Annotated in this window: 24 protein-coding genes and 1 riboswitch; of the genes, 14 read left to right on the top strand and 10 right to left on the bottom strand. The window is 70.3% G+C overall.

All coding sequences use genetic code 11. From position 1 onward, the window contains the following. Positions 1-15: 15 nt before the first annotated feature. The gene (locus AB0M02_RS32410) at positions 16-1,611 is read left to right on the top strand and encodes an AMP-binding protein (RefSeq protein ID WP_364233794.1); all 1,596 of its coding nucleotides are present in this window, start codon (positions 16-18) and stop codon (positions 1,609-1,611) included. Here AB0M02_RS32410 and AB0M02_RS32405 read toward each other — a convergent pair. Genes AB0M02_RS32405 through AB0M02_RS32395 form a run of 3 tightly spaced genes read right to left on the bottom strand, consistent with a single transcriptional unit; the run spans position 1,608 to position 3,597 of the window. Further along, positions 1,608-2,960, bottom strand: coding sequence for an aldehyde dehydrogenase family protein (locus tag AB0M02_RS32405; protein ID WP_364233791.1), 1,353 nt, complete (start codon positions 2,958-2,960; stop codon positions 1,608-1,610). The genes AB0M02_RS32410 and AB0M02_RS32405 overlap by 4 nt on opposite strands. Further along, positions 2,957-3,406: an SCP2 sterol-binding domain-containing protein gene (locus tag AB0M02_RS32400; protein WP_364233788.1), complete on the bottom strand. Its 450-nt coding sequence runs from the start codon at positions 3,404-3,406 to the stop codon at positions 2,957-2,959. The genes AB0M02_RS32405 and AB0M02_RS32400 overlap by 4 nt, the downstream gene beginning before the upstream one ends. A 26-nt stretch (positions 3,407-3,432) precedes the next feature. Next, complete coding sequence (locus tag AB0M02_RS32395; RefSeq protein ID WP_364233785.1) at positions 3,433-3,597, bottom strand: hypothetical protein; 165 nt, start codon at positions 3,595-3,597, stop codon at positions 3,433-3,435. Between the two features lie 175 nt (positions 3,598-3,772). Between AB0M02_RS32395 and AB0M02_RS32390 the strand changes: the two genes are divergently transcribed. Further along, positions 3,773-4,288, top strand: a complete 516-nt coding sequence (locus AB0M02_RS32390) for a hypothetical protein (RefSeq protein ID WP_364233782.1) — start codon at positions 3,773-3,775, stop codon at positions 4,286-4,288. 46 nt (positions 4,289-4,334) lie between these two features. On the opposite strand, the gene AB0M02_RS32385 is transcribed toward AB0M02_RS32390, so the two are convergent. Further along, entirely contained in the window at positions 4,335-4,973 is a 639-nt protein-coding gene (locus AB0M02_RS32385; RefSeq protein WP_364233780.1) for a lytic polysaccharide monooxygenase, read from the bottom strand. A 571-nt stretch (positions 4,974-5,544) separates the two neighbouring features. Here AB0M02_RS32385 and AB0M02_RS32380 point away from each other — a divergent pair. Together AB0M02_RS32380 and AB0M02_RS32375 are read left to right on the top strand one after the other, a co-directional pair. Then, complete coding sequence (locus tag AB0M02_RS32380) at positions 5,545-6,237, top strand: hypothetical protein (protein ID WP_364233778.1); 693 nt, start codon at positions 5,545-5,547, stop codon at positions 6,235-6,237. Continuing rightward, the gene (locus AB0M02_RS32375) at positions 6,234-9,401 is read left to right on the top strand and encodes a CHAT domain-containing protein (protein ID WP_364233776.1); all 3,168 of its coding nucleotides are present in this window, start codon (positions 6,234-6,236) and stop codon (positions 9,399-9,401) included. The genes AB0M02_RS32380 and AB0M02_RS32375 overlap by 4 nt, the downstream gene beginning before the upstream one ends. 206 nt (positions 9,402-9,607) lie before the next feature. Here AB0M02_RS32375 and AB0M02_RS32370 read toward each other — a convergent pair whose 3' ends face one another. Further along, entirely contained in the window at positions 9,608-10,903 is a 1,296-nt protein-coding gene (locus AB0M02_RS32370) for a PIG-L family deacetylase (RefSeq protein ID WP_364233774.1), read from the bottom strand. 130 nt (positions 10,904-11,033) lie between these two features. On the opposite strand from AB0M02_RS32370, the gene AB0M02_RS32365 reads away from it, so the two are divergent. After that, on the top strand, positions 11,034-12,254 hold the full coding sequence (locus tag AB0M02_RS32365; RefSeq protein WP_364233772.1) for a PHB depolymerase family esterase: 1,221 nt from the start codon (positions 11,034-11,036) through the stop codon (positions 12,252-12,254). 7 nt (positions 12,255-12,261) lie between these two features. On the opposite strand, the gene AB0M02_RS32360 is transcribed toward AB0M02_RS32365, so the two are convergent. Next, entirely contained in the window at positions 12,262-14,385 is a 2,124-nt protein-coding gene (locus tag AB0M02_RS32360; RefSeq protein ID WP_364233771.1) for a glycoside hydrolase family 3 C-terminal domain-containing protein, read from the bottom strand. Positions 14,386-14,439: 54 nt separating this feature from the next. Here AB0M02_RS32360 and AB0M02_RS32355 point away from each other — a divergent pair, with 54 nt between their 5' ends. The 3 genes from AB0M02_RS32355 to AB0M02_RS32345 all read left to right on the top strand — a co-directional run bounded on the left by AB0M02_RS32355 (position 14,440) and on the right by AB0M02_RS32345 (position 16,954). Beyond that, a complete protein-coding gene (locus AB0M02_RS32355; RefSeq protein WP_364233768.1) occupies positions 14,440-14,994 on the top strand; it encodes a helix-turn-helix domain-containing protein in 555 nt (184 codons plus the stop codon). Positions 14,995-15,068: 74 nt separating this feature from the next. Continuing rightward, positions 15,069-16,532: a hypothetical protein gene (locus tag AB0M02_RS32350; RefSeq protein WP_364233766.1), complete on the top strand. Its 1,464-nt coding sequence runs from the start codon at positions 15,069-15,071 to the stop codon at positions 16,530-16,532. Positions 16,533-16,552: 20 nt separating this feature from the next. Beyond that, positions 16,553-16,954: an NUDIX domain-containing protein gene (locus AB0M02_RS32345; RefSeq protein ID WP_364233765.1), complete on the top strand. Its 402-nt coding sequence runs from the start codon at positions 16,553-16,555 to the stop codon at positions 16,952-16,954. Here AB0M02_RS32345 and AB0M02_RS32340 read toward each other — a convergent pair. Then, entirely contained in the window at positions 16,951-17,235 is a 285-nt protein-coding gene (locus AB0M02_RS32340; RefSeq protein ID WP_364233764.1) for a hypothetical protein, read from the bottom strand. The genes AB0M02_RS32345 and AB0M02_RS32340 overlap by 4 nt on opposite strands. Before the next feature lie 19 nt (positions 17,236-17,254). On the opposite strand from AB0M02_RS32340, the gene AB0M02_RS32335 reads away from it, so the two are divergent. Both AB0M02_RS32335 and AB0M02_RS32330 read left to right on the top strand, forming a co-directional pair. After that, positions 17,255-18,073: a DUF1963 domain-containing protein gene (locus AB0M02_RS32335; RefSeq protein WP_364233762.1), complete on the top strand. Its 819-nt coding sequence runs from the start codon at positions 17,255-17,257 to the stop codon at positions 18,071-18,073. Between the two features lie 23 nt (positions 18,074-18,096). Then, positions 18,097-18,212: riboswitch (SAM riboswitch) on the top strand. A gap of 11 nt (positions 18,213-18,223) precedes the next feature. Further along, the gene (locus AB0M02_RS32330; RefSeq protein WP_364233761.1) at positions 18,224-18,757 is read left to right on the top strand and encodes a GNAT family N-acetyltransferase; all 534 of its coding nucleotides are present in this window, start codon (positions 18,224-18,226) and stop codon (positions 18,755-18,757) included. Here AB0M02_RS32330 and AB0M02_RS32325 read toward each other — a convergent pair. Beyond that, positions 18,741-19,139, bottom strand: coding sequence for a nuclear transport factor 2 family protein (locus tag AB0M02_RS32325; RefSeq protein ID WP_364233760.1), 399 nt, complete (start codon positions 19,137-19,139; stop codon positions 18,741-18,743). The genes AB0M02_RS32330 and AB0M02_RS32325 overlap by 17 nt on opposite strands. A gap of 45 nt (positions 19,140-19,184) precedes the next feature. Further along, a complete protein-coding gene (locus AB0M02_RS32320) occupies positions 19,185-20,621 on the bottom strand; it encodes a glycosyltransferase family 39 protein (protein ID WP_364234120.1) in 1,437 nt (478 codons plus the stop codon). A 169-nt stretch (positions 20,622-20,790) separates the two neighbouring features. On the opposite strand from AB0M02_RS32320, the gene AB0M02_RS32315 reads away from it, so the two are divergent. The 3 genes from AB0M02_RS32315 to AB0M02_RS32305 are packed head-to-tail and all read left to right on the top strand — an operon-like array spanning position 20,791 to position 22,144. Then, entirely contained in the window at positions 20,791-21,210 is a 420-nt protein-coding gene (locus AB0M02_RS32315; protein WP_364233758.1) for a hypothetical protein, read from the top strand. A 2-nt stretch (positions 21,211-21,212) separates the two neighbouring features. Next, positions 21,213-21,437 carry a helix-turn-helix transcriptional regulator gene (locus tag AB0M02_RS32310; RefSeq protein ID WP_364233757.1) on the top strand — a complete coding sequence of 75 codons (225 nt, stop codon included), beginning with the start codon at positions 21,213-21,215 and terminating at the stop codon, positions 21,435-21,437. An 11-nt stretch (positions 21,438-21,448) separates the two neighbouring features. Beyond that, entirely contained in the window at positions 21,449-22,144 is a 696-nt protein-coding gene (locus AB0M02_RS32305) for a DUF4386 domain-containing protein (RefSeq protein ID WP_364233755.1), read from the top strand. Here AB0M02_RS32305 and AB0M02_RS32300 read toward each other — a convergent pair. After that, entirely contained in the window at positions 22,072-22,707 is a 636-nt protein-coding gene (locus AB0M02_RS32300; RefSeq protein WP_364234118.1) for a TetR/AcrR family transcriptional regulator, read from the bottom strand. The two genes, AB0M02_RS32305 and AB0M02_RS32300, sit on opposite strands and share 73 nt — an antisense overlap. Before the next feature lie 163 nt (positions 22,708-22,870). Here AB0M02_RS32300 and AB0M02_RS32295 point away from each other — a divergent pair, with 163 nt between their 5' ends. Beyond that, complete coding sequence (locus tag AB0M02_RS32295; protein ID WP_364233753.1) at positions 22,871-23,152, top strand: DUF1905 domain-containing protein; 282 nt, start codon at positions 22,871-22,873, stop codon at positions 23,150-23,152. Positions 23,153-23,222 lie beyond the last annotated feature (70 nt).

Below are 23,222 nucleotides of genomic sequence, written 5' to 3'. Positions count from 1 at the left end.
GGGGAGGAGCAGCGGATGACGGTCAGCCCGACCCGGGACGGCGTCGTGCCCTGGCCGGCGGAGGTGGCGGCCCGGTATGCCCGCAACGGCTGGTGGGACGACCGGACCCTGACAGCTCCCGTCCTGGCCGCCGCGGACGCGCGCCCGGAAGCGGTCGCGCTCGTCGACGGCGGGGTCCGGATGACGTACCGGGAACTGGCCGCGCGCGTCGACGGCACCGCGATCCGCCTGCGTGAGCTCGGTCTGCGGCGCGACGACCGGATCGTCGTGCAGCTGCCGACGGGCCCCGAGGTCGTGGTGCTCACCCTGGGTTGTCTGCGTGCCGGTGTCGTACCGGTGATGGCCGTGCCGGACCACCGCCGCCGGGAGATCGGCTATCTGGTCCGGCACGCGGAGGCGCGGGCGCTCGCGGTACCTGCCGCCTTCCATCACCGGAACATGGCGTACGCGATAGCGGCCGAGTCCCCCACACTCGACCACGTCCTCGTCGCCGGCGACACCCTCGACGACCTGATCCGTCCCGCGCCGGACCCCGCCCGCGCTCGCCGTGAACTCGACAGCGCGGCCCCGGACAGCCGCGACGTCGCGCTCATGGTCCTCTCCGGCGGCGTCGACACGGTGCCGAGGCTGATCCCGCGCACCCACGACGACTACGGCTGCCACGTGCGGCGGGCCGCCGAGCTCAGCGGGTTCGGCCCGGACACCGTCTATCTCGCGGTACTGCCGATGGCCCACAGCATGCCGCTCGGGATGATGCTGGCGACGCTGCGCTCCGGCGGAAGGGTGGTGGTCGCACCCTCACCCGCGCCGACCGCGGCGTTCGACGTCATCGAGCGCGAGGGCGTGACCGCCACGGCCGTGGTGCCGGCGATCGCGCGGAGCTGGTTGCGGGCCCGTCCGGACAGACGGCGCCTCAGTTCCGTACACATCATGCTCGTCGGTGGCGCGCACCTGCCCGCCCACGTCGCCCACCGCATCGTGCCCGCCCTGGCCCGGAGGCTGCAGCAGGGGTACGGCATGGCCGAGGGCCTGGTCTGCCTGACCCGCCTGGACGACCCGGACGAGGTGGCCCGGTACACGCAGGGCCGCCCGATCTGCGACGACGACGAACTGCTCGTCGTCGACGAGCACGACCACCCGGTGCCCGACGGCGAACCGGGCCTGCTGCTCACCAGGGGCCCCTGCACCCCGCGCGGCTACTACCGCGCCGCCGGCTTCAACGCCCGCGCCTTCGCACCCGGCGGCTGGCTGCGCACCGGCGACATCGTCCGGCGCCGCCCCGACGGCAACATCGTGATCGTGGGCCGCGCCAAGGACATGATCAATCGGGGCGGCGAGAAGATCTCCGCGGCCGAGGTGGAGTTCTTCGCCCACCAGGTCCCCGGTGTGGCATCCGCGGCGGCCGTGGCCGTGCCCGACCCGGATCTCGGCGAGCGGGTCTGCCTCTACGTGGTCCCGCACCCCGGCGCCGACGTGCGACTCGCCGACGTCCGCGAGGTCATGCTCGCGGCCGGCACAGCCCACTTCAAACTGCCCGAACGCCTCCGCGTCGTCGCCACCATCCCCGACAAGAAGGCGCTGCGCGCGGACATCGCCGCCCGGAGGCTCTAGCCGACCAGGACGTGCAGGTCGGTGTGGGCGTGGACCGCCCACGGACCGTTCTCGACCCCCAGCCCGCTCTCCTTGTGCCCGCCGAACGGCAGGTCGGGGCGGACACCGCCGGCGTGCGTGTTCACCGACACCTGCCCGGCGTCGAGGCGCGTCGCGACCGCGGCGGCGCGGTCCGGATCCGCCGACCAGACCGAGGCGGTGAGCGCGTACGGCGACGCGTTCGCCCTGGCCACCGCGTCGTCGACATCCCGGCACGGCACCACCGGCAGCACCGGGCCGAACTGCTCGCAGTCCACCACCGGCATCCCGTCGTCAGCGCCGCCCAGCACCGTCGGCGCGTAGAAGTACCCGGCCCGCCGGGGTGCCCGCCCGCCCGCCGCCACACTCGCGCCCCGGCTGACCGCGTCCCGCACCAGCGCCGCCACCCGGTCCCGCCCGGCCGGAAGGCTCACCGGCCCGATCCTGGTCCGGCGGTCCGCACCCGCGCCGACCGGCACCTCCCGGGCCCGTACCGCCAGCGCCTCCACAACCTCGTCGTGGATCCCGCGGGGCACGTACAGCCGCTTCAGCGCCATGCACCGCTGCCCGTTGTTGGCGAACGCGCCCCAGAACACGCCGTCCGCGACCTTCTCCGGGTCCGCGTCGTCCAGCAGCACGGCCGGGTCGTTGCCGCCGAGTTCGAGGGTCATCCGCTTGAGCGAGGCGGCGGCCGCCACCGCCACCCGCCGCCCGGTTTCCGGCGAGCCGGTGAAGCTCACCTTCCGCGGTACGGGATGGGCTGTCATCCACGCGCCCAGCGGCTCCGGGCCGGTCACCACCGTGAACACGCCGGGCGGCAGCACGTCGCGCAGCAGCTCGCCCAGGCGCAGCGTGGTCAGCGGCGTGTACGGCGACGGCTTGAGCACCACGGCGTTGCCGGCCCGCAGCGCCGGCGCGAGCTTCCACACCGCGATGGCGAGCGGGTGGTTCCACGGGGTGATCGCCGCGACCACGCCCAGCGGCCGCCGGGTCACCCGCGCGTCGCCGCGTACCAGGATCTCGTCCGGCTCCAGGTCGGCGTAGTAGCGCAGCCACGTCACCGACGCCATGACCTCGGCCATCGACTCCCGTACCGGCCGGCCCTGCTCCGCGGTGATCAGCGCGGCGAGCTCCTCGCGCGCGTCACGGACCACCTCGGCCGCCCGGCGCAGCGCCGAGCGCCGCGTCTCCTCCGCGCACCGCCAGTCGCGGAACGCCCGGTCCGCCTCGGCCATGACCCGGTCGAGCTGCTCCGGGCCGCACACCGGCGCCTCGGCGAAGACGGCACCGGTGGACGGGTCGACGACGGCCAGCGTGGACGGCGGGATCACGGCCGGGGCGCTGCGAAGAAACGGGGGAACCGCGCGGTCAGCCCGAGGTCGCCGGAGGTCTTCATCCGTCCCCGCATCACCAGCACCACCGCGTGTGCGTTGCCGGTGACCAGGTTGACGTAGTCGGCCGCGTCCAGGCTCAGCGTCAGCTGCGGCTCGCCGGACGGCGAGGGCGACAGGACGCACCGCCCGTCCCCGATCACCATCTGATAGGTGTCGGCACCGCCGTCCGGGCGGTCCCCGATCCGCCAGTGCACGACCGCCCGGGTGTTACCGGCGACCTCCGGACGGAACGCCGAGGTCATCCCGGCGACCAGATGATCGAGGATTGCCGTACGCCGCTCACCGCGCATCAGCCCGCGCAGTTCGTCGCCGCGCATCTGCTTCACGAGCCGGGCGAACTCCAGCGGGTCCATCGTCTCGACCGGCACATCGTGGACGTCCATCGCACTCCTCCTGCATGGGTTCGCACTCACTCGATTCCGCGCAGGAACTGCGGATCGTCGTCATCGTCGCCGGGCCACATGTGCCGCAGACTCGCGCGGGCCCACGCCTCGAGGTTGCTCGGCGGATCGGCCACCGGAATCGGCTCACCGGAGACCGCGACCGCCGCCGGAGGATCCGTCTCCTCGTTCATGGGGCGCTCCTTCCGGGCCGGGCCTTCATTCCAGCGCGCGGGCCCTCCCCCGGGCACCTCCTGAAGTGCGACGCTCCCCCGCCCGAGGGAGACGGTCCCCTCCGGGTGGGGAGTTCTCCCCGGGCGCCGGCGGCGAGGCTGTTGATGTCCACAGACGACAGAGGAGAGAACAGCGATGAAGAAGGCGCTCCTGGCCCTGCTCGCCGCCGGCACCGTCCTGACGGCCTCGGCCGCACCGGCCGCCGCGGCGAAACCGCGTCCCACCCCGAAGGAGGCCAGCCTGGTCGGCTCCGCCACGCTCTGGCGGCCCACCGGCGACGACATCCGCTTCGACTTCGACGCGCACGGCTTCGGGCTGGAGGTCCGGGGCACGTTCCGGGTCAGCCATTACCTGAACGGCGAGGGCGCCTGGATGGAGGGCGACATCGACTGCCTGGTGGTCGGCGGCAAGGTCGCCGTCGTCACCGGTGTCATCACCGCGAGCAGCAAGCCCGAGTGGATCGGCGTCCGCCGTGGCATGACCGTCTTCGACAACGGCCGCCACGACCGCGTCGGCTACAGCTGGGTCCTCGACCCGGGCAGCACCGAGTCGGTGCCGCAGTGCGTGAGCGGCGCACCCTACGAGTGGGTCGAGACCGGCGACTTCAGGACCGTCGAGTGGTTCCCGTTCGCCGGTCCCCCGGGCCGGTGAGCGCCGGGCCGGCCCGGGATCATGTCCCGGGCCGGAGGTGTGGCGGTCAGGCGAACGTGACGTCGCTGCACCACATGTACGCCTGGTCCTGGTGAGACGCCTGCCAGATCACGAAGAGGATGTGCTGGCCGGTGTATCCCGAGGTCGAGACGTTGAACTGGATGTTCTGTGTCGGCGCGTACCGACCGGTTGTGTGGACCAGGTCGAGGTTGCCCCACCCGAGCTTCTGGGTGGTCGGGTTGAATCCCTGCTTGCTGACGTAGACCCGCAGGAAGTCGGCGCCGTGGCTGGCCTGGTCGTACAGGTGGACGGTGAAGTTGCGGCTGATGCTGGTGGTCTTCCAGGCACCGACCTGGTTCAGCGTGTCGTTGCGGGACAGGCCGTTGCTGCACAGCTGGCCGTCGGGGGTCCGGGCCTGGTACTGCTGGCCGAGGCCGTCCCGCAGAGCGCTCATCCAGTTCCACATGGTGTCGGGGTTGGCCTGGAAGGCGCGGTAACACATCGGGTCCTGGGTCTGCATGACCGGGTTCATGTGCTGGTTGCCCCAGGTCTTCCAGCACTGGTAGGCGCGGCTCATCGGGTTGATGATCGTGCCGTGGGCCTGCGCCGGAGCTGACCAGGCGAGCAGGCCGGCCATCACGCTGAACACCAGGATCAGTGCTCTCAATGGCTTGTTCGAACGCATACAGGTCCTCCGTCTCTGGCGGTCGACATTGGGAGCGCTCCCAGAACCAGCATTACATTTAACAAGCTCGATATCAATGCTTATCAATTAACTTTGGTCCGGGTTGATCCGCCTATATCAGGCTTGATCACCCGGACACCGGTCACCACGACGTCGATCGACTCGATCGGGCATGTCCGGGCGAACGCGCGCCGGCCGGCTTGGAGGCATCGGCGACGACGATCACGCGGTTCGCTCCGTCAACCAGGTGCCGGTTGATATCGGCCACGGATCGTCGCCGGTCGCAATCCGGCCGCGTCACCATGGCGGCAACGCGGCCCCGGCCGGCAACGACGCCACCGCCGGCCGCCCCTCGCCTCAGCAGGCGTGAATATGCCTTCGGTGCCTTTGGGCTCGGTGCCGATGCCTACCGCGAGGCAGACGTCTTTCGCCCGCAGAGCGCCCCTGGCCCTGGCGGCCGTGTTGGCGTTGACGTGCACGCAACGTTACCCGCGGGCAAGGCCACTGACGGACGATTGCTGCGTTGTCGCGTGGGCGAGATGATGCTCCTCAATCCCGGGCTCGATAGAGGATGATCACTTTGTACATCGACTTTCCTGTGCTCAAGTCCCTGCCGGTTGCCCTTGTCGGCGACAGCGGCACCACTCGTGCCGGTGGTGGGCCGCCCGCCCTTACGGATGTGGTGACGTTGGGCGTCCCGCTCGTCCAGGAGGTCACCGAGGAGACGGTCAAGGCCGATGATGCCTTGGTCGAGTTCGTCCGTGCCGGCGACCCGAGGTGGCGGTTTCATCTGGTCCACCTCGGGTGCTCGTTCCGCCCTGCCGACGGCGTGCGGATCGCGCGGGCCGAGGTAGGGGTCCGGTTGAAGGCGCCGGACGCCACCGCTGACCAGCCGATCGTGTGGTCGCTGACGCCGCAACGAGCCGAGCGCCCGGTCGAGGTCACTCGTGGAGTCACGCTGGGCGCCAAGTTGGCATTCGTCGAGGCCACGGTGGAGAGCAACAGCCAGGGAACCGGCGCCGAGGTGTTCATCGAGAGCTTTGGACTGCTCGAGAGCGCCTGTTCGTGGGAGTTCCGGCGCAGTGACCGGGAGGAGATCCGCGGGACGCAACGGCTGGCGCTGGTGGTTCGGGCCCCGCGGGCCGAAAACACCGTCGGGCAGCTGACCGTGAAGGCGACGATCACCTACCGGCGGTGGCGGATGTTCCCGTTCCGGGCGGTACTGCCTGACGGGCAACCGTTGAGTTTCGAGCTACCCGTATGAGCGACCCGCTCGAACAGCTGAGCAACGCCTACGAAGCGGTGCGGCGGCTGCAGGACCAAGGGCACAACGAGCAGGCCTTCGCGCTCGCGTGGCAGATGCTCGAGCCGTCGCGCCGGTTGCTTGGTCCCGACCACCCGGAGAACGCCGAGCTCCACAGCACGATCGGAATCCTGGCGCGGCGGACTGGCCGCTACGAACTCGCGGTGCAGCAGCAACGTGAGGGGTTGGCGATCCGGCTGCGGCACTTCGGGGAGCGTGACCCGTCGGTCGCCATAAGCCTGTCCAATCTGGGCACCGCCGAGCTGGATGCCGGCGACACCGAGAGCGCGGAACGGAACCTGCGCCGTGCGCTCGACCTGCGCCGGGCTGATCCCGCGACCGATCCAGTCACGATCGCGTTCAGCCGGTCCAACTTGGCGAGCGCGCTGGTCGGTCAACGCCGGATCGCCGAGGCAGAGGAGCAGCTGCGCTGGGCCGCCGCAGAGATCGACGCGGCCGGCGACACCGATGACTGGCGGGCGGTGATGACGCTCGGCAACCTGGCGCAGCTGCTGCGCGAGACCAACCGTTACGGCGAGGCGCTGCCGGTCCTGGGGCGCATCGTCGACCTGGCCGAGCGTATCCTGCCCGCCGACCACTACCTGCTGGCCGAGCAACGAGCCGCCCTGTCGCTCTGTCTGTTCCAGGTCGGGCAGAACGACGAGGCGTCTGCCCTGCACGCCTCGGTCGCCGAGCAGTACCGGCAGCAGTTCGGCCCCGCCGACAAGCGCACCGTCGCGGCTTATCTGAACTGGGCCGCGGGGGCATACAGCATCGGCGAACTGGGCGAGGCCGAAGCAGCCGCTCGGCAAGCCCTCGACGGCGCCGTTACCGGATCTTTCGAGCAAGGCTACGCCTACCAGCTCCTGGGCAACATCCACCGTCAGATGCACCGACGCACCCAAGCGCAAGACGAGAGCGAACGAGCCGTAGCAATCCTGGAGAAGGCTCACCCGGCGTCGGTCCACCTGGGAAGAGCTTTGTCCGATCTGGGCGCGCTGCTCCGGGAGAAGCGCCGGTACGTCGTGGCCGCTTCGCTGTTCGAACGGGCGATCGCGATCCTGCGGCCGGCCGACGACGACGCGCTGCCGGCTGCGCTCAACAACTACGGCGTCCTCAAGCTGGAGACCGACGACCTTGCCGAGGCCGAGCGGCTATGGCGGGAGTGTTTCGCGCTCTATGCGACCCGCCCCTACCCGCAGAGCCAACGTCTGATGCCGAACGTCACTAACAACCTCGGCGAGTTGCTCCGCGACCAGGGCCGATACGCCGAGGCTGAGCCCCTGCTCCGGGACGCCCTTGATCGTCACCGCAGCAACCGCTCGCTGACCACCACCAACCTGTACAACGTCGCTCACCTGTGCGCCACGACCAATCGGCCACGAGAGGCCCTGGACTTGATGCTCGAAGCCGCAGCGGAGCAGGACCGCATGCTGCAGCAGGTCTTCGGCGCCAGTTCGGCGGCGCAACGGCGCGAGCACACCGACTCGCTGCTACACGGATACGAATCGACGGTAAGCCTGGCAGTCGGGCTGCCGGGCGCCGCTGCCGACGCGTACGGTCTCGTCCTGCGCCGCAAAGGACTACTCGCCGAGGGTCTGCTGGCGCAGTATCGCGCGGCTACCACAGGCGCCGCCCGCGAGGTCCGCGAGGAGCTGTTCCGGGTGAGTGCCGAAACTGCTGCCGCCGTCTTCCACGGCAACGACACCGACCGTACGGCAGCCGCACAGCGCCGCGAGATGCTGGAGGAACGTCTGGCTCAGGAGACGAAGGGCGGTGCGCTGCCGGACGTCCGGACCGTCACGACCGGGGCCGTCGCCGCTGCTCTGCCTGTCAGTACGAGCCTGGTGGAGTACGCCCGGTTCACGGCACGGAATTTCGGCATCTCGCCGTGGCGGCGCGAAGCCTGGGGCGAGGACCGGTACGCGGTGTTCGTGCTCACCGGCGACGGCCGGGTCGAGATGGTGGACCTCGGGCCGGCCGATCCGCTCGACGCGTTGGCCGCGGAGTTCCGGGAAGTGCTCGGCCGCGGCGGTGAAGGCATGTATGGCTACGAGAGCGGCGCCGCCGACCCGGACGAGCTGGCACGCGTCGGCGCCCGGCTCCGCGCGGCTGTCCTTGATCCCGTCGTCAGGGCGCTGCCGCCGGCACAGTCTTCGCTGCTGATCGCCCCCGACAGCGGCCTCACGAAGATCCCGTTCGCCGCGCTGCCCGGCTTCGCGACGCCCAACCTGCTGGACGAGTACGAGATCGGCTACCTGACGACCGGGCGGAAACTACTCGACCGAATTGACCGAGCCGACCGACTCCCAGCTGGCCCGGCGTTGGTGCTGGCCGACCCCGACTTCGGCCCGGGCGATTTCGTAGCACTGCCGCAGAGCCGGATCGAGGGGCAGGTCGTCGCCGGGCTGCTTGGCGTTCCACCGCGACTCGGGGCGAGTGCGACCGGCAGCGCCCTCCTCGGCGCCCGTGGGCCCCGGATCGTGCACCTGGCCACCCACGCCTACTTCGTGCCCGAGGAAAAACTTGCACTCAAACCGGTCGCCGGAGGGTGGAGTTATCAGGTGACCGGGGAGGAGGAGGGCGTCAGTTGGTTCTTCTCCGGGGTCGAGGACGGCCAGCCGTGGTCCATCAGCGGGGTGATCCGGCCGGGACCGCTCGGCAGGCTCGCAGGCGATGACGACCTGCACCGAAGCGGGCTTGCGTTCGCCGGGGCGAACGCGTGGCTCGCCGGGGACCCGGGGGCGACGCCCGAGGCGGTGCTCACCGCCGACCGTCTGTCGGTGCTGGACCTGCGCGCCACCGAGATGGTGGTGCTCTCGGCGTGTGAGACAGGGCTCGGAGTCACCCGCTCGGCAGAAGGAGTTTTGGGCTTGCGATGGGCGTGCGCGGCGGCGGGCGCCCGAAGTCTGCTGATCAGCCTTTGGAAGGTGCCGGACGCCGAGACCCGGGAATTCATGGAGCAGTTCTACCGCCTGCTGCTCGGTGGCATGTCGCGGTCGGCGGCCCTGCGCGCAACCCAGATCGAGCAGCGCCGACGGCATACGGACCCGTACTTCTGGGCAGCGTTCGTGCTCGAGGGTGAGACCGGGCCGCTCAGAACGCGGACAGGTGGCCCGTTCTAGGACGCGGTGACGACGAGCAGACCTACATCGACCTGCGACTCGGCAACCGGGCGATCGAACCGATCGCCCAGCAGCTCGGCCTACCGGTCGAGGTTCGAGTGGGCCGCCGAGCGCGTCACGTCCACCCCGTCGCATGGTTCTGAGCTCGAGTGCCGCAAACCCAGCTGCTTGCTGTCGGAACCGAGACAGGGGCCGTCACTTCCGCGTCAGAGGGCGGTGATCGCACCCAACTCCGCGAGCCCCGCGTTAGTCGTGGTCGGCGAGACCTCGGTGATCGTGAACTTCACGCTGGTCACGTCCCGCGCCTCGAACCGCACCGCCAGCGGCGCCCCGTTGTTCGGCAGCGCCCCCACCGGAACAGTGCTGCCGTCGCTGAACGTCAGCACCCCCGCCATCACCCGGTCCCGCGCTCCCGGCCGGTCGTGCAGAACCACCCGCCCCAGCCGCTGCCCCTCCGGCCAACTGAGCTTCACCCAGCTCCCCGCCAGCCCGCCCCGCGTGACCCACTCCCCGATCGTCGCGTGGTTGAACCGCCCGTCAGCGACCTTGGTAGCCGTCTGTCCCGTGCCCACATCCTGCGACGACGCGCTCGGCGCCGCCCACCCGGCCACGTTCCGCCCCGGCCCCTCGGGGATCGGCACCGTCACACTGTGCGCGAAGTAGCCCCGGTAGTGCCCCCGCTCGCAAACCTCCGCGGCCTGACAGACGTGAAAGTCGTGCGGCGCGTACGCCATGAACGCCGCCACCTTGGAGTCGTACTCCGCACCGCTCACGTTGTCCGGCAGCTTGCTCGCCCCGTAACCCATGTAGCCCGCAAGGCCGTGCTTCCCGGCGTACCGCCGCTGGGCCGCATAGGTGAAGTACGCCGCCGAGTGATGATCGTCGTGGTCCCCGTCGCCGTAGGTCCCGTGGAAGTCCTGGGTACGGATCATCTCCGGCTCCAGCTCCGCCATCACCCCCGTGAGCACGGACATGACCGCCTTCCTGGTGTAGATCTGCCGGCTGCCCAGCGCCGTCACCTTCGCCGCCGGATTGAGCCACAGCTGCTGGACCGTCTGCAGCGGCCACCCGCCGACCCGGTCCGGCAGGCGCAGGAACAGCAGAGTGACTCCCGTACCCTCGAGCGTCGCCCGATGCACCGGCCGCCCGCTGACCATCAACGAGTCCTCGACCCAGGTGGTGCCGCCGGTCATCTGCGCGTACGCCGCCATCGCACCCAGTTCCCGGCTCCGCCAGTACGCGGCACCCCGCGCGGCGTCACCCGCGGTCAGGAACAGGGTGGTGACACAGCGACCCGCGGCGAGGTCCGCGCTGATCGCCGGGTTGATGAAGAGCAGGTCGTCGTCCTGGTGTGCCACGACGTTCAGCGTCCGGGCGCACGCCACCTCGGCGGCGTCGGCCGACGCGGCCATGAGCGCCGGTGTGGCCGAGGTCAGCGCGAGCGCCACAGCGCCGGCGAACGACACGGCGCGGCGGATCAGGGAGGTTCTACGCGTGGACACGTGATCCGGATCGGTCGCCGCGCGGGCGCTCTTTCCGAATGCGCGGGGTGCGTTCCGGGTGCTGTTGCCGCCGGATTTCCGCCGCGTTAGGTTCAGATATCGACGAACCTCGCTATCCAGGGGAGTCCGCATGACCGCGCAGATCAGACGCCGCACCGTCCTCACCGCCGGCCTCGCGTTGCCCGGCGCCGCCTACGCCGGCCGTGGCCACCGGCCCGGCACCGTCGGCTTCACCCTCGACGCCGAGACGCTCGACGGCGGCGAGCAGGTCACCTCCGTCACCCTCCGCACCGGCCGGCTCGGGCCGATCGACCCGGCGAGCCTCACCCCGGGCACGTTCACCGTGCACGCCAGGGCCACCAGCCCGATCCCGCTCGCGCCAGGCGACCAGATCTTCAGCGAGTACGACCTGGACCGCCCGGTGACCGCCGCCCGCCTCGACCGCCGCGGCGACGTCGTCCTCGAACTCGACCACGCCGAGGGCCAGGTCGGCGGCGGCACGCTCGGCTACATCGTGAGCAAGGGCCGCAACGTCCGGCTCGACCTCGTGTACACGATCACCCAGAACAGCCCGCTCCTGCTGCACGGCGGCCGGCCGGTCACGATCACGGGCTTCGAACAGGGCCGCCTGGTCAACCGCGAGGTCGACGCGTTCAGCTATCACACCTCGCGCTCGGGCATGAAGTACCGGGTGTTCTCACCGGACCACCGCGGCGGCCGGCGCCCGCTGGTCGTCTGGCTGCACGGCGGCGGCGAGGGCGCGTCGCTCCCGGACGGCTACTACGACAACGAGACAACCCTGCGCGCCAACCGCGGCGCGCTCGGCTTCGCCACTCGCGACGCCCAGCGGATCTTCGGCGGCGCCTACGTCGTCGCACCGCAGAGTTTCTCCGCGTGGATGCTGGACGGCCCGCGCTTCGCCCCGCTGATCCACGAGATCATCCGCGACCTGGTCCGCCGCCACCGCGTCGACACCGACCGCATCTCGGTCGTCGGCTGCAGCAACGGCGGTTACATGAGCATGAAGATGACCTCGGTCTACCCGGAGACGTTCGCCTCCTCGGTGCCGATCTGCGGCGTGGTCACCAACCTGATCACCGACGCCGAACTCGCCGCGATCGACACCCCGACCTGGCTGGTCACCTCACTCGACGACACCACCGTGAACCCGCAGGCCAACACCGTGCACGCCCACGACCTGATCCCCGGTTCCCTGATGACCCTCTACGACCACGTCGTCTGGGAGGGCCACCAGTTCCCCGGCCACTGGTCCTGGATCTACGTCGCCCGCAACGACCCGTCGATCGACGGCACCCACATCTGGCAGTGGATGTCCCGCCAGGAACGCTGAACCACCGTCACAGGTCGAGTGCCGCGGTCACCGCCTCCGGGTCGCCGGAGAACGCCGCGGCCTCGACCACCACCCGCCGAGCCGCCGGCACGAACCCGCCGTCCACCCACCGCTGCAGCGGTCGCGTCGACCCACGGACCACCACGTCAGCCGACTCCCCAGCGGCGAGTGAGACCGGCTCGAACCCGAGCAGCACCCGCGCCGGGAAGTCCGGCGCGCCGGCCAGTCCGTAGAGCTGCACCACGTGCCGCCCGGCCCGCTCCCCCGTGTTCGTCACGCTGACCGTCGCCTCGAAACCCTCGCCCGAGACCGGCTTCACCGACAGCCCACCCAGCGCGAACGTCGTGTAGGACAGCCCGAACCCCAGCGGGAACGCCGCCCGGTGCCCGTCACGGTCGAGCAGCCGCTGCCCGTGCCACCGGTCGTACACGATGCTCGCCGCGTCACGGTCGAAGAACGGCAGATGCTCCTCGCTGACCGGGATCGAGTACGGCAGCCGCCCCGCCGCGTCCGCTTCACCGAGCAGGACGTCCGCGAGCGCGTTGCCTCCCTCGACACCGCCGTACCAGCCCACCAGCACCGCCGGCACCCGGTCCCGCCACTCCTCGGTGATCACCGCGCCGGCCGTCACGATCACCACGATCGTGCGCGGGTTGACCGCCGCCACCGCCTCGATGATCTCGACGTCGATCGGACGGAGCCGCAGGCTCGCCCGGTCACCTCCCGCCGTCGCACCCAGCCCGTCCTGCTCCAGGTTCAGCGCCGGCGCGCCCTCCGGCAGCGGCGGGAAGCACTCCGTCACACCGGGCGCCGCCATCGCGTCCGCACCGAGATACTCACCCTCGTCAGCAGCCGTGTACCCGACCACCACGATCGCGGCGTCCGCGTTGCGCGCCGCCTCTGCCGCGGCTTGCGCATCGTCTTTTTCCACAAGATCCAGATGTACGGAGGAAAGCACGGCTCGCAGCCCGTCGACAGCGGTCACGACCTCCGGGGAGCGCACGTTAGACGACCCGTGGTCGCCGGTGTTCGGCATCGCGGCGAGACGTCCGACCACCGCCACCGACCGCAACGACTCCGCGTTCAGCGGGAGCAGCCCACCCTCGTTCTTGAGCAGCACGATCGACCGGCGCGACACCTCCCGCGCCAGCTCACGGTGCTCGGCGCTGAAGACGACCTCCGCACCCGGTTGCGGCTCCAGGTCACTCGCGTGATGGGCGAGCTGTGTGGCCAGGATCCGCCGCGCCGCCCGGTCCACGTGCTCGATCGTGACCGTGCCGGCCTCCAGCTCCCCGGGCAGCCGCAACGCCCGCTGCTGGCGGAACGGCTCCTCGACGTCGAGCCCGGCCCGCAGCGAGCCACCGGCGTCCCGCAACCCGAAGATGAAGTCCGAAACGGTCACGCCGGTGAACCCCCAGCGCCCGCGCAGGATGCCCTCCATCAGCTCCGCGTTCTGGCCGGCCCACTCGCCGTTCACCGAGTTGTAGGCCGTCATGATCCCGTCGACGCCCTCCTCCACGACCCGGCGGAAGTGCGGCAGGTAGACCTCGTGCAGCGTGGCCTCGTCCGCCGTCACGTCAACCTTGAAGCGGGCGTTCTCCATGCTGTTGAGCGCGTAGTGCTTGGCCACCGCCATCGCGTTGCGCCGCACACCCCGGACGAGCGCGGCGCCGAACTCACCGAGAAGCAGCGGCTCCTCCCCGTACGTCTCCTGAATCCGCCCCCAGGCCGGATGCCGCGGCAGATTGATGCACACCCCGCCGAAGAAATTCGCGCCCTGGGCGCGCATCTCCCGGCCGATCGCCAGCCCGACGCGCTCCTCCAAGCCGGTGTCCCACGTCGCGCCGCGTGCCATCGACACCGGAAACGCCGTCGACGCACCCATCACCACACCGCGCGGCCCGTCGCTGAAGCGCAGTCCGGGGATGCCGAGCCGGTCGACCGCGCCCATCACGATCGGCCTGGTGTTGTACGCGACCGTCATCTCCGCCATGCCCGGCCAGAACTCGTCGTCGCCGTCCAGCAGCCACAGCTTCTCCTCGGTGGTGAGCTGACCCAGTAGCCCTTCCGTCTGCGCGGCGAGGTCCGCACCCGCGCGCACCCGCTCCACCGCTTCCCCGAAGGCCGTCATCCCGTCCCCTTACTGACACTAGTGTAGGTAGTGCAGAGTCTACGATCCTTGGCGATGACCACAAGACGGGTACGCCTCACCGCCGACGCCCGGCGCGGCCAGCTCGTCACCGAGGCCACCGCGCTGATCGCCCGCATCGGCTACCACCGCTTCTCCATCAAAGCCCTGGCCGAGGCCACCGGCCTGACCCGCGCCGGCGTCCTGCACCACGTCGGGTCCAAGGAACAGCTGCTCCTCGACGTCCTGACCCTCCGCGACACCCGCGACTCCGCCGCCCTGGCCGCCGCACCCCCCGACGCCCGCGCCGCCCTCGACGCCATCGTCCGCCGCAACATCGGCCAACCCGAGATAGTCCGCCTCTACACCGTCCTGGCCGCCGAGGCCCTGGATCCCGCACACCCCGCACACCAGTACTTCGCTGCCCGCCTGCGCGACAGCATCACCGCCATGGCCACCCTGCTGGAGACCCGTTTCCCCGGCAGCGGCGAGGAGGCCGCCATCGAGATCTACGCCTACATGGACGGCCTCCAGCTCAACTGGCTCCGCAACCCCGCCATCGACATGTGGCACCACTGGACCCGCTTCGCCGATGCCCTCTTCGCACGATGAGCCCTCCCGGTTGACAGCACCGCGGCCGCAATCGTTCGATTGTCATCGATGTGTTTGCTATCGGAGGGATGCTCGTGAGCCGATCGCTTCGCCGTCGTGGTGCTGTCCTGATCGCCGCCGCGGTCGTCGTCGCGAGTGCTGCCCCGCCGGCCGCCGCCGCGCCACCGGGGCCGGCCACACCCGCCGGGCTCTGGGCGAGCACGATCGGCACCGGTGTCTCCCTCGCCTGGGAACAGCCGCGGGTCGGATCCCCGGCGACGTCGTTCCGGGTGTACGAGGACGACACCGTGGTGGCGCGCGTAAGCACCACCACCGCCTCTCTTGAGGTGCCCTTCGGGTCGTCACACAACTACACCGTGTCGGCCGTCGACCGCCGTGGCCGGGAATCGGCGCGCACCGCCCCGGTCACCGGCCGATCCTGGCTGTACGGCTACAACCCGGAGTGCATGCCGATCTCCGCCGTCCCGATCTCGATCACCGGCACCACCGCAACGGCGATCAGCGTCAGCTGGGCGCGGCACCCGCTCGGCGGCGACCTGGAGCTGAGGCTCGACGGGCAAAGCCTCGGCTGGACCGCGGCGACCGGTGCCCGCATCGGCGGCCTGGCACCCGGATCGGCGCATCAGGTGACGCTGTACCGCACGAATCGCTGCCACATCGACGGTGGCGGCGCCGTCCAGGTGGCCTCGCTCACCGCCACGACCACCGCTGGCAGCGCCACCCCGCCATCGGCACCCTCCGGCCTGACCGTGACCGGCCAGACCGACACCACCGTCGGCCTGGCATGGAGTGCGCCGGCCGGATCGCCGCCGGCCCGGTACGCGATCTACGACGGCGCGACGCTGGTCGCCGTCACGGCCGCGTCGGCCGTCACCGTGGACCGCCTGCACCACGCCACCCGGCACCGGTTCACCGTCGCGGCCCTGGACTCGGCCGGCAACGAGTCCGCGCACAGCTCCGCGGTCACCGCCGCGACCGCGGACTGCATGAGCGAACCGCCCCGGCCCGTCGTCAACGAGGCGACCGCCCTGTCACCCGGTTCGGTGCGTCTGTCCTGGAGCGTGGAGGCGGCTGCCTCCTCGTACACCGTGTTCGATCGGGACGTGGAGGTCGCGACCACGCGATACCCGCACATCGTGCTCAGCGGGCTGCCGTCGGCGTCGGGTCACGCGTACCGTGTCCTGGCTGTTCTTCAGGCCTGCGGAGAGACTCCCCGCAGCCGGCGCACCGCGGTGACCACCCCCGCAGGCCCGGTCTCGCGCCCGGAGGCACCCGCCGGCCTGGCGTTGACCGGCAACGTCCACACGACCTGGCCGTCCGGCGCGGAGGTGACCCTGTCCTGGTCCGGATCAGCCGGCACCTACCGGGTGTACGAGGGCGCCACCCCGGTGGGCGAGACCAGCGGCACCTCCCTGACCCTGCCGGTGGGCGCGGCCACCACCCACGAGTACACCGTCGTCGCCGTCGACGCGGCCGGCCTCGAGTCGGCACCGAGCCCGCCGCTCACGGTACGGGCGACCTACCTGCCTCCGCCCTGACGCGCCGCTAGACTCGCGCGGTGCCGTCACCGATTGACAAGATCGCCTGGATCCTTCTGCGGGAAGGTCGTGTGCTGAGCACCCGGTCGCACGGCAAGGACGTCTACTACCTGCCCGGCGGCAAGCGCGAGCCCGGCGAGTCCGACCTCGGCACCCTGGTGCGGGAGATCCGTGAGGAACTCTCGGTCGACATCGAGCCCTCAACCGCCGAACACGTCGGGACGTTCGAGGCCCAGGCACACGGCCACCGCAGCGGAGTCACCGTCCGGATGACCTGCTACACCGCCCGGTTCACCGGCGAACTGACCCCGGCGAACGAGATCGCCGAGATCGCCTGGCTCACCCTGGCCGACCGCACCCGCGTCTCCCCCGTCGACGACATCATCTTCACCCACCTGCACGACTCCGGCCTGCTGCGCTAATCTACGTCGACAGCAAGCCTGAGCTGCTCCCACCCGCCCACCACGAGGTCCGCCAGCGTCCCGTCCGCCGGCTCGACGATCTGCTGAAGGTTCTCGAGACGCGGCCGCAGACGACTCTCCTCCGCGCTGAGCCAGACGTGGTCACACTCCTCGCAGACCCACAACCTCGTCCCGCTCATCACCACGACGCACTCCAGCACCCACCCACGCTTGCAAACCCCACAGAAGTACTTACCGATGTCCCCGATCCGCTCGATCAGGACGTGCCGCCAGTAATCCATCGTGGCATCATGCTCCGCTATGGATCATCAAGGGCGATTTCGCGGTGCCGCGCTCGCGCTGGACGTCCCGGACGACGAGATCGACGTCTTCGCCGAGCACCTCCGCCTGTCGATCCGCCTGAGCGGAAGCCCCGCCGGCGCACCGGTCGGCCGGTTCGGTGGTTCCCCTCAGCTACCGGACGGCGTGGACTGGCCGGACACCGACGGCAGCCCGTTGCCGTTCGTCTTCGCCGTCGACTGTGCGGCGCTGCCGGCGGTCGACGGCCTCGCCCTGCCCGCCGGCGGATCCCTGCTCTTCTTCCTCGACCACGAGAAGGACCATCTGGCCGGCGGGTCCGCGAGAGTCCTCCACACACCCGCCGGCATCGAGATCACCGGGGATTCGACCGCGCTCGGCGCCACACTCGTCGCCGAGCTGCCCCCGTGGTTCCCGACCGAGGAGGACCTGGAGGACGACGACCTCTCCCCCTTCCAGGAGCAGCTGATCAGCGACGTGCCGCACCTGGACGAACTGAGTGCCCTGGCCGACGAGCTCTGGCCGCGCGGCGACGGGCTCCCCAGCGCCTACGTCGGCGGCTACGCCGACGACGAGGTGATCACGAGCATCGCCGAGCAGACCCTCGCGGGGCGCGAGAAGGCCGGCGAGATCGTCGTCCCGGTGGCGCAGTGGTATTCCGCAGTGGACAGGGAGAAGCACCGGCTGACGCGGGAGTGGGTATCGCTCGCCCGCTTTCCCGTGGACGGCGAGTACTACTACGGCAGCTTCGTGATCCGCGGTGACGACCTGGCCGCCGGGCTGCTGGAACGGGCGCTCTCCGTCACCGAGTTCAGCGAGTAACCGCGGCGGGTAGGATTCGGGCCGGTCATGAGTGCCAGCGCGAAGCCCCGGCTTGCTGGCCGGCAACCCTCCGATCGTGGGCGGGGTGCTCCGGGTGAGGACCGGGCCCGGCGCGTGGTGCGCCGGGCAAGCCGCGACAAGGAGACGCCCATGCCCGAGTTCCGCGCCGCCGGCTCCCGAGACGCCGAGGAGATCGCCGCCGTCCACACGGCCAGCTGGCGCCGGCACTACCGGGGTGCCTACGCCGACTCGTTCCTCGACGGTGACATCGCGGCCGACCGCCGGTCCGTCTGGTCCGCCAGGCTGGCCGCGCCGGCCGGCACCGAGACCGTCGTCGCCGAGGTCGGCGGGCGGGTGGCGGGTTTCGTCCATGTCGTGTTCGACGACGATCCCGCGTGGGGCAGCCTCGTCGACAACCTGCACGTCGCCGCCGCCTGGCAGCGCACCGGCATCGGCACCGCGCTGCTGGACCGCGCCACCGCGGCGATCACCGCGCGGGCGGCGGCGCCCGGAATGTACCTCTGGGTGCTGGAGCAGAACGTGGCCGCGCAGCAGTTCTATCGCGCCTGCGGGGCAGCCCCGGTCGAGACGGCGACGGTGTCACCGCCCGGCGGGGATCCGAGCCGGCTCAACGGCACACCCCGCAAGCTGCGGATGGCCTGGACGCTCAGGAAGGGTTGCTGAACTCCCAGTACGCCCGCAGGGCCGCGATCCGGTCCGCACCGTCGCTGCGATAGGTGAAGACACCGCACACCCGCGCGGCGTGCCCTCCCGGCAGCGTGATGTGGATGCTGCCGACGTCCGCGACCTCGTCACCGCAGAGATAGGACCGCTCGATCTCGAAGCGCATCCCGTCCACCCGCCCGATCACGCTGTCGTAGAACGCGGCGATGGCCGCCGCACCGCGATGCCCGCGGCCGTCCGGGCAGAGCGGTGACGGGCCGACGGGGTCCTCCACCACCGCGTCGTCGGCGAACAGCCCGAGCCACGCCTCGCGGTCCTTCGCGCCGGCCGCGGCCTGGGATCGCCGCGCCAGGTCACGAACAGTCGATACCGTCGATGTCATGCCGCCGAGAATAGAACACGTTCTACTCAGGCGACAGCGCCCGGGTCAGTCGTAGTGCTGGAAGGCCGGCCACAGCTCCGTCCACGGCTTCACCGGACCGCGACAGACCGAGATCAGCACGCCCTGCTCCTCGTTCTCGATGTCCCAGCCGGAATCCAGCCGCCCCTCCACCCGGCACGAATCGAACATCGACGGCGCCTGAACACCGACCAGCACCACCACTTCGGTCCCGTCCGCCGGCCGCGCGATGCGGTGCAATTCGTTCTGCCCGCTGAAGATGAGGCCGGTATCCATGCCGAGCTCCGGCCCATATCGGTGAAGCGCGCCGTGCTCCCCGTAATTGCTGGTGATCACGGCCGCACCCGGCACCGTCGCGGCGATCTCGGCCACCTGCCGCGTGTATTCCGGCCATCCGATCTGGTCCCGGCTCACCTGATTCATCTCGGCCAGCCCGATCGTCTCCTGCACCGCCAGCGGGAACACCGGCAGCGCGAAAGCCGCCGCCAGCAGCACGTTCACCACCACAGCGGCCACCAGCAGCACGCGCCGGAGGACGCTGCGCGCCCAGTTCTCGGTCACCGCGGCGCCGACCGCATAGCAGGCCAGGGCGAGACCGGCGGCGTAGTAGGGCTGTGCGGCCATCACGAACAGCACCGGCAGGAGGAGCAGATAGGCCACCGCGAACGCACGGATCGGCCGCAATTGCGGCCTGCGCAGCAGGCAAACCACGCCGGCCGCAAGCACCGGAAAAAGGGGCAGGCCTATCGCGACGATTTGAAAGGGTACGAGCAGAGCACGCGCCTCGTCACCCTTGTTCTCCGCGAGCGCCGCCGCCATGGACAGTTGCGGAAAGTCGTTGACCACCTGATAGATCGCGTTCGGCAGCGCGATCACCGCCCCGATCCCGAACCCGATCCACAGCCACCGCGACCGCAGCGCCTCCCTCGGCCCCGCCACCGCCAGTGCCGCCAGCAGCGCGAGGATCAGAAGCACGACCAGGAGCTTGTTCCACATGCCCACGCCGGCCGTGACGCCGACACCGACCCACCATCGCGGATCCGCCCGCAGCAGCGCCCGCGCCGCGAACAGCAGCACCGCCAGCCACACCACCGCGTCGAACGCGACCGTGGTCAGCACGTGCCCCACCACCAGAACACCGGTACCCGCCGCCCCGACCGCCGCGAGCGACTGCCCCACCGCGCCCGCGCCCACCTCACGGGCGATCAGCGCGAGCAGCATCGCCACGGCCGCCACCGCCAGCGCCGACGGCAGGCGCAGCCCCCACAGCGTGTCCCCGAACAGCCACACCGCCGCCCGAGCGATCATCGGCGTCCCGGGCGGCTGATCCACGTACCCCCACGCCGGATGCTGACCGAGAAACCGGAAGTACAACTCGTCACGGTGATACCCGTACTGCCCGGACGTGAGCACCAGAGCAGCCGCCACCAAACCCGCGACAACGACAGGAGAGCGCGTCTTCATCACGCCAGTCACGCTAGGCAACACGCCCGACCCCCGAATCGCCGAGAAGAACCAGATCCCCCCTCCCTCTCCCGAGCGACCCAACCCCCTCAAGGTAAAAGATTATTGACATCGAGTCGACTCTGCTTTACCTTCGAGATGTCAAACTTTTTATACATGGGAGCGCGACGTGTCCTCCGAAGAGAAGCGCACCTGGATCTCCGCACTGGTCGGTGCCGTGGTGCCGATCGCCTACCTGGCGAGTGTTCTGTCCCAGGTGCCGAGCACCGACGTGGCGACGATCGACTATGCCGAGCCGATGCTCGCGTCGATCGGGGTCGGGATCGGGGTGGGGATCGTTCTCGCGATCGTGACCGCTGTGGCCTCGCGCGGGGATGACGGCAGGACCGATGAGCGGGATCGGGCGATCAACACGCGGGGGGAGTTCGTCGGGTTCTATGTCATGAGCATCGCCGCTGTGGTGCCGCTTGCGATGGCCATGGCGCGGGTGGATCAGTTCTGGATCGCCCACGCGCTCTACCTGGCGTTCGTGCTGGCCGCGCTCGCCTCGTCGTCGGTCAAGCTCGTGGCGTACCGGCGAGGATGGTGATCATGGGCAAACCCACCAGAGTCACCAACTCGATCCGGGCGCTGCGTTTCGCGCACGGGGAGATGACCCAGGCCGAGCTGGCCGACCGCATCGGGGTCACCCGGCAGACCGTCATCGCCATCGAGCAGGGGCGCTACTCACCGTCGTTGGAGGTGGCGTTCCAGATCGCCCGGGTGTTCCAGGTCCGGCTCGACGACGTCTTCGGATACCCCGACATCGAGCAATAGAGGGAGACACGATGCATCCGCTGGTCCGCACCGCCCGCACGACCGGCCTCTTCTATCTGGGCATGGCTCTGACCGCAATCATGGGCTTTCTCGTCGTACGTCCAAAGCTCTTCGCCTCTGACGACCCCGGCGTGACGCTGGCCAACCTGGTCTCGCACGACTCGCTCGCCCGCGCGGGTGTCGCACTGGAGCTGGCCATGGTCGTCGCCCAGGCCCTCACCGCCGCCTGGTTCTACCGCCTGTTCCGTGGCGTGGACTCCTTCGCCGCGAGTGGCATCGCCGCATTCGGCCTGGTCAACGCGGTCGTCGGCCTCGCGAGCGCGGCCATGCTGGGCACGGCGGTCCAGGTCTCCGCCGACCCGTTCGGCGACGCGGCGGCCACCGTCCAGGTTCTCCATCTGATCAGCCTCAACCTGTGGGCCGTCGGTGCGCTGTTCTTCGGCCTGTGGCTCATCCCGATGGGCCGGTGCGTGCTGCGCTCGGGCTGGATGCCGCGCGGCCTGGGATGGCTCCTGATCGCCGGCGGGTTCGGGTACGTGCTCAGTCCCTTCGTCCTCTACCTCGCCGACGACGCACAGGCCCTGTTCGACGCGCTGGCGTACCCCGCCTCCGTCGCCGAGTTCTGGATGGTCGGCTACCTGCTGGTCGTCGGTGTGCGCCGCCGGGCTCTCGACGAGGCGCCCGCACCGGTGGCGGCACTGCCGTAACGGGCGAGGAACGTGGCCGTCGCTGCGTCGGCCGTGGCGGCCAGGCCCGCTGTTCTCGCCGCGCCGCCCCGCACGCTGTGGTCGTTCAAGGGCGCTCCGAGCACCATCCAGGTGAACTGCTCCGCGGCCACAGCCGGATCGTCCACCCGGAGATCGCCACGGCGGGCCAGTTCGGCAAACGTGGCGGCGAGTGCGCCGACGTTGCGATCCCAGCTCTCGGTGACGTATTCGGCGGCCACCTCGGGATGCCGGTCCGCCTCCGCCGCGACGAGGCGGCGCATGCGCAGGACGTCCCGGCTGAGTACCGCGGCCTGCAACGTACGGGCGAAGACGCCGAGCGCGGCCGCCAGGTCCTCCGCGTTCAGCAGCGCACCGAGATGCGGCTCCATGGCGCCCCGTCCCCGGCCTGCCCAGTCCCGCACGACCGCGGCGTAGAGCGCGTCCTTCGAGGAGTGCTGCACATAGAGCGACGCCTTGGAGATGCGGGCCGCCGCGGCGATGGTGTCCATGGTGGTGGCCGCGAACCCGTGCTCGAGGAACAACTCACGCGCGACGCCGAGCAGTTCGGCACCGCGACTGCCGCTGGGGCGCCCGCGCCGGCGAGCCAGTGATCCGGTGATGGCCGACCTCCAATAAAACTGGACAGTACTTTAATGGCCCTCCTATGCTGTCGGCAATAAGTACCCTCAAGTACTAAAGATGGACGAATGCTCGGGAGGACGCACCATGGCGGCCGGACCGCTCGACATCACCTTCACCGCAACGCTGGGCAAGATCAATCCGGGTGACACCTGGACCTGCGTGAAGATGCCCAACTCGGCCGAGATCTTCGGCACCCGGGACCTGGTCAAGGTCTCCGGCACCGTGGACGGCGAACCGTTCGACGGCGCCTTCATGGCACTCGGCGACGGCACGCACAAGTTGCCCATCAACGGCCAGGTGCGCAAGGCGATCGGCAAGAAGGACGGCGACCAGGTCGAGATCCACCTGACGAAACGCCGGAACTAGGACGCGCTCACCCAGCGCCGCAACCACACAGGCCAGGAGCCCGGGCACATCCGGGCTCCTGGCCTTGTGT

It is taken from the genome of Actinoplanes sp. NPDC051861 (genome assembly GCF_040681145.1).
Taxonomy (GTDB): domain Bacteria; phylum Actinomycetota; class Actinomycetes; order Mycobacteriales; family Micromonosporaceae; genus Actinoplanes.
The sequence above is the reverse complement of the archived record's forward strand: the minus strand, read 5'-3'. Positions and strand labels throughout refer to the sequence as shown.

Bases quoted from the DNA above. Each gene is read 5' to 3' on its own strand.
- AB0M02_RS32410 (WP_364233794.1), top strand. From the start codon at position 16: ATGACGGTCAGCCCGACCCGGGACGGCGTCGTGCCCTGGCCGGCGGAG.
- AB0M02_RS32400 (WP_364233788.1), bottom strand. From the start codon at position 3,406: ATGGACGTCCACGATGTGCCGGTCGAGACGATGGACCCGCTGGAGTTC.
- AB0M02_RS32395 (WP_364233785.1), bottom strand. From the start codon at position 3,597: ATGAACGAGGAGACGGATCCTCCGGCGGCGGTCGCGGTCTCCGGTGAG.
- AB0M02_RS32390 (WP_364233782.1), top strand. From the start codon at position 3,773: ATGAAGAAGGCGCTCCTGGCCCTGCTCGCCGCCGGCACCGTCCTGACG.
- AB0M02_RS32385 (WP_364233780.1), bottom strand. From the start codon at position 4,973: ATGCGTTCGAACAAGCCATTGAGAGCACTGATCCTGGTGTTCAGCGTG.
- AB0M02_RS32380 (WP_364233778.1), top strand. From the start codon at position 5,545: ATGATCACTTTGTACATCGACTTTCCTGTGCTCAAGTCCCTGCCGGTT.
- AB0M02_RS32375 (WP_364233776.1), top strand. From the start codon at position 6,234: ATGAGCGACCCGCTCGAACAGCTGAGCAACGCCTACGAAGCGGTGCGG.
- AB0M02_RS32365 (WP_364233772.1), top strand. From the start codon at position 11,034: ATGACCGCGCAGATCAGACGCCGCACCGTCCTCACCGCCGGCCTCGCG.
- AB0M02_RS32360 (WP_364233771.1), bottom strand. From the start codon at position 14,385: ATGACGGCCTTCGGGGAAGCGGTGGAGCGGGTGCGCGCGGGTGCGGAC.
- AB0M02_RS32355 (WP_364233768.1), top strand. From the start codon at position 14,440: ATGACCACAAGACGGGTACGCCTCACCGCCGACGCCCGGCGCGGCCAG.
- AB0M02_RS32340 (WP_364233764.1), bottom strand. From the start codon at position 17,235: ATGGATTACTGGCGGCACGTCCTGATCGAGCGGATCGGGGACATCGGT.
- AB0M02_RS32335 (WP_364233762.1), top strand. From the start codon at position 17,255: ATGGATCATCAAGGGCGATTTCGCGGTGCCGCGCTCGCGCTGGACGTC.
- AB0M02_RS32330 (WP_364233761.1), top strand. From the start codon at position 18,224: ATGCCCGAGTTCCGCGCCGCCGGCTCCCGAGACGCCGAGGAGATCGCC.
- AB0M02_RS32325 (WP_364233760.1), bottom strand. From the start codon at position 19,139: ATGACATCGACGGTATCGACTGTTCGTGACCTGGCGCGGCGATCCCAG.
- AB0M02_RS32320 (WP_364234120.1), bottom strand. From the start codon at position 20,621: ATGAAGACGCGCTCTCCTGTCGTTGTCGCGGGTTTGGTGGCGGCTGCT.
- AB0M02_RS32310 (WP_364233757.1), top strand. From the start codon at position 21,213: ATGGGCAAACCCACCAGAGTCACCAACTCGATCCGGGCGCTGCGTTTC.
- AB0M02_RS32305 (WP_364233755.1), top strand. From the start codon at position 21,449: ATGCATCCGCTGGTCCGCACCGCCCGCACGACCGGCCTCTTCTATCTG.
- AB0M02_RS32295 (WP_364233753.1), top strand. From the start codon at position 22,871: ATGGCGGCCGGACCGCTCGACATCACCTTCACCGCAACGCTGGGCAAG.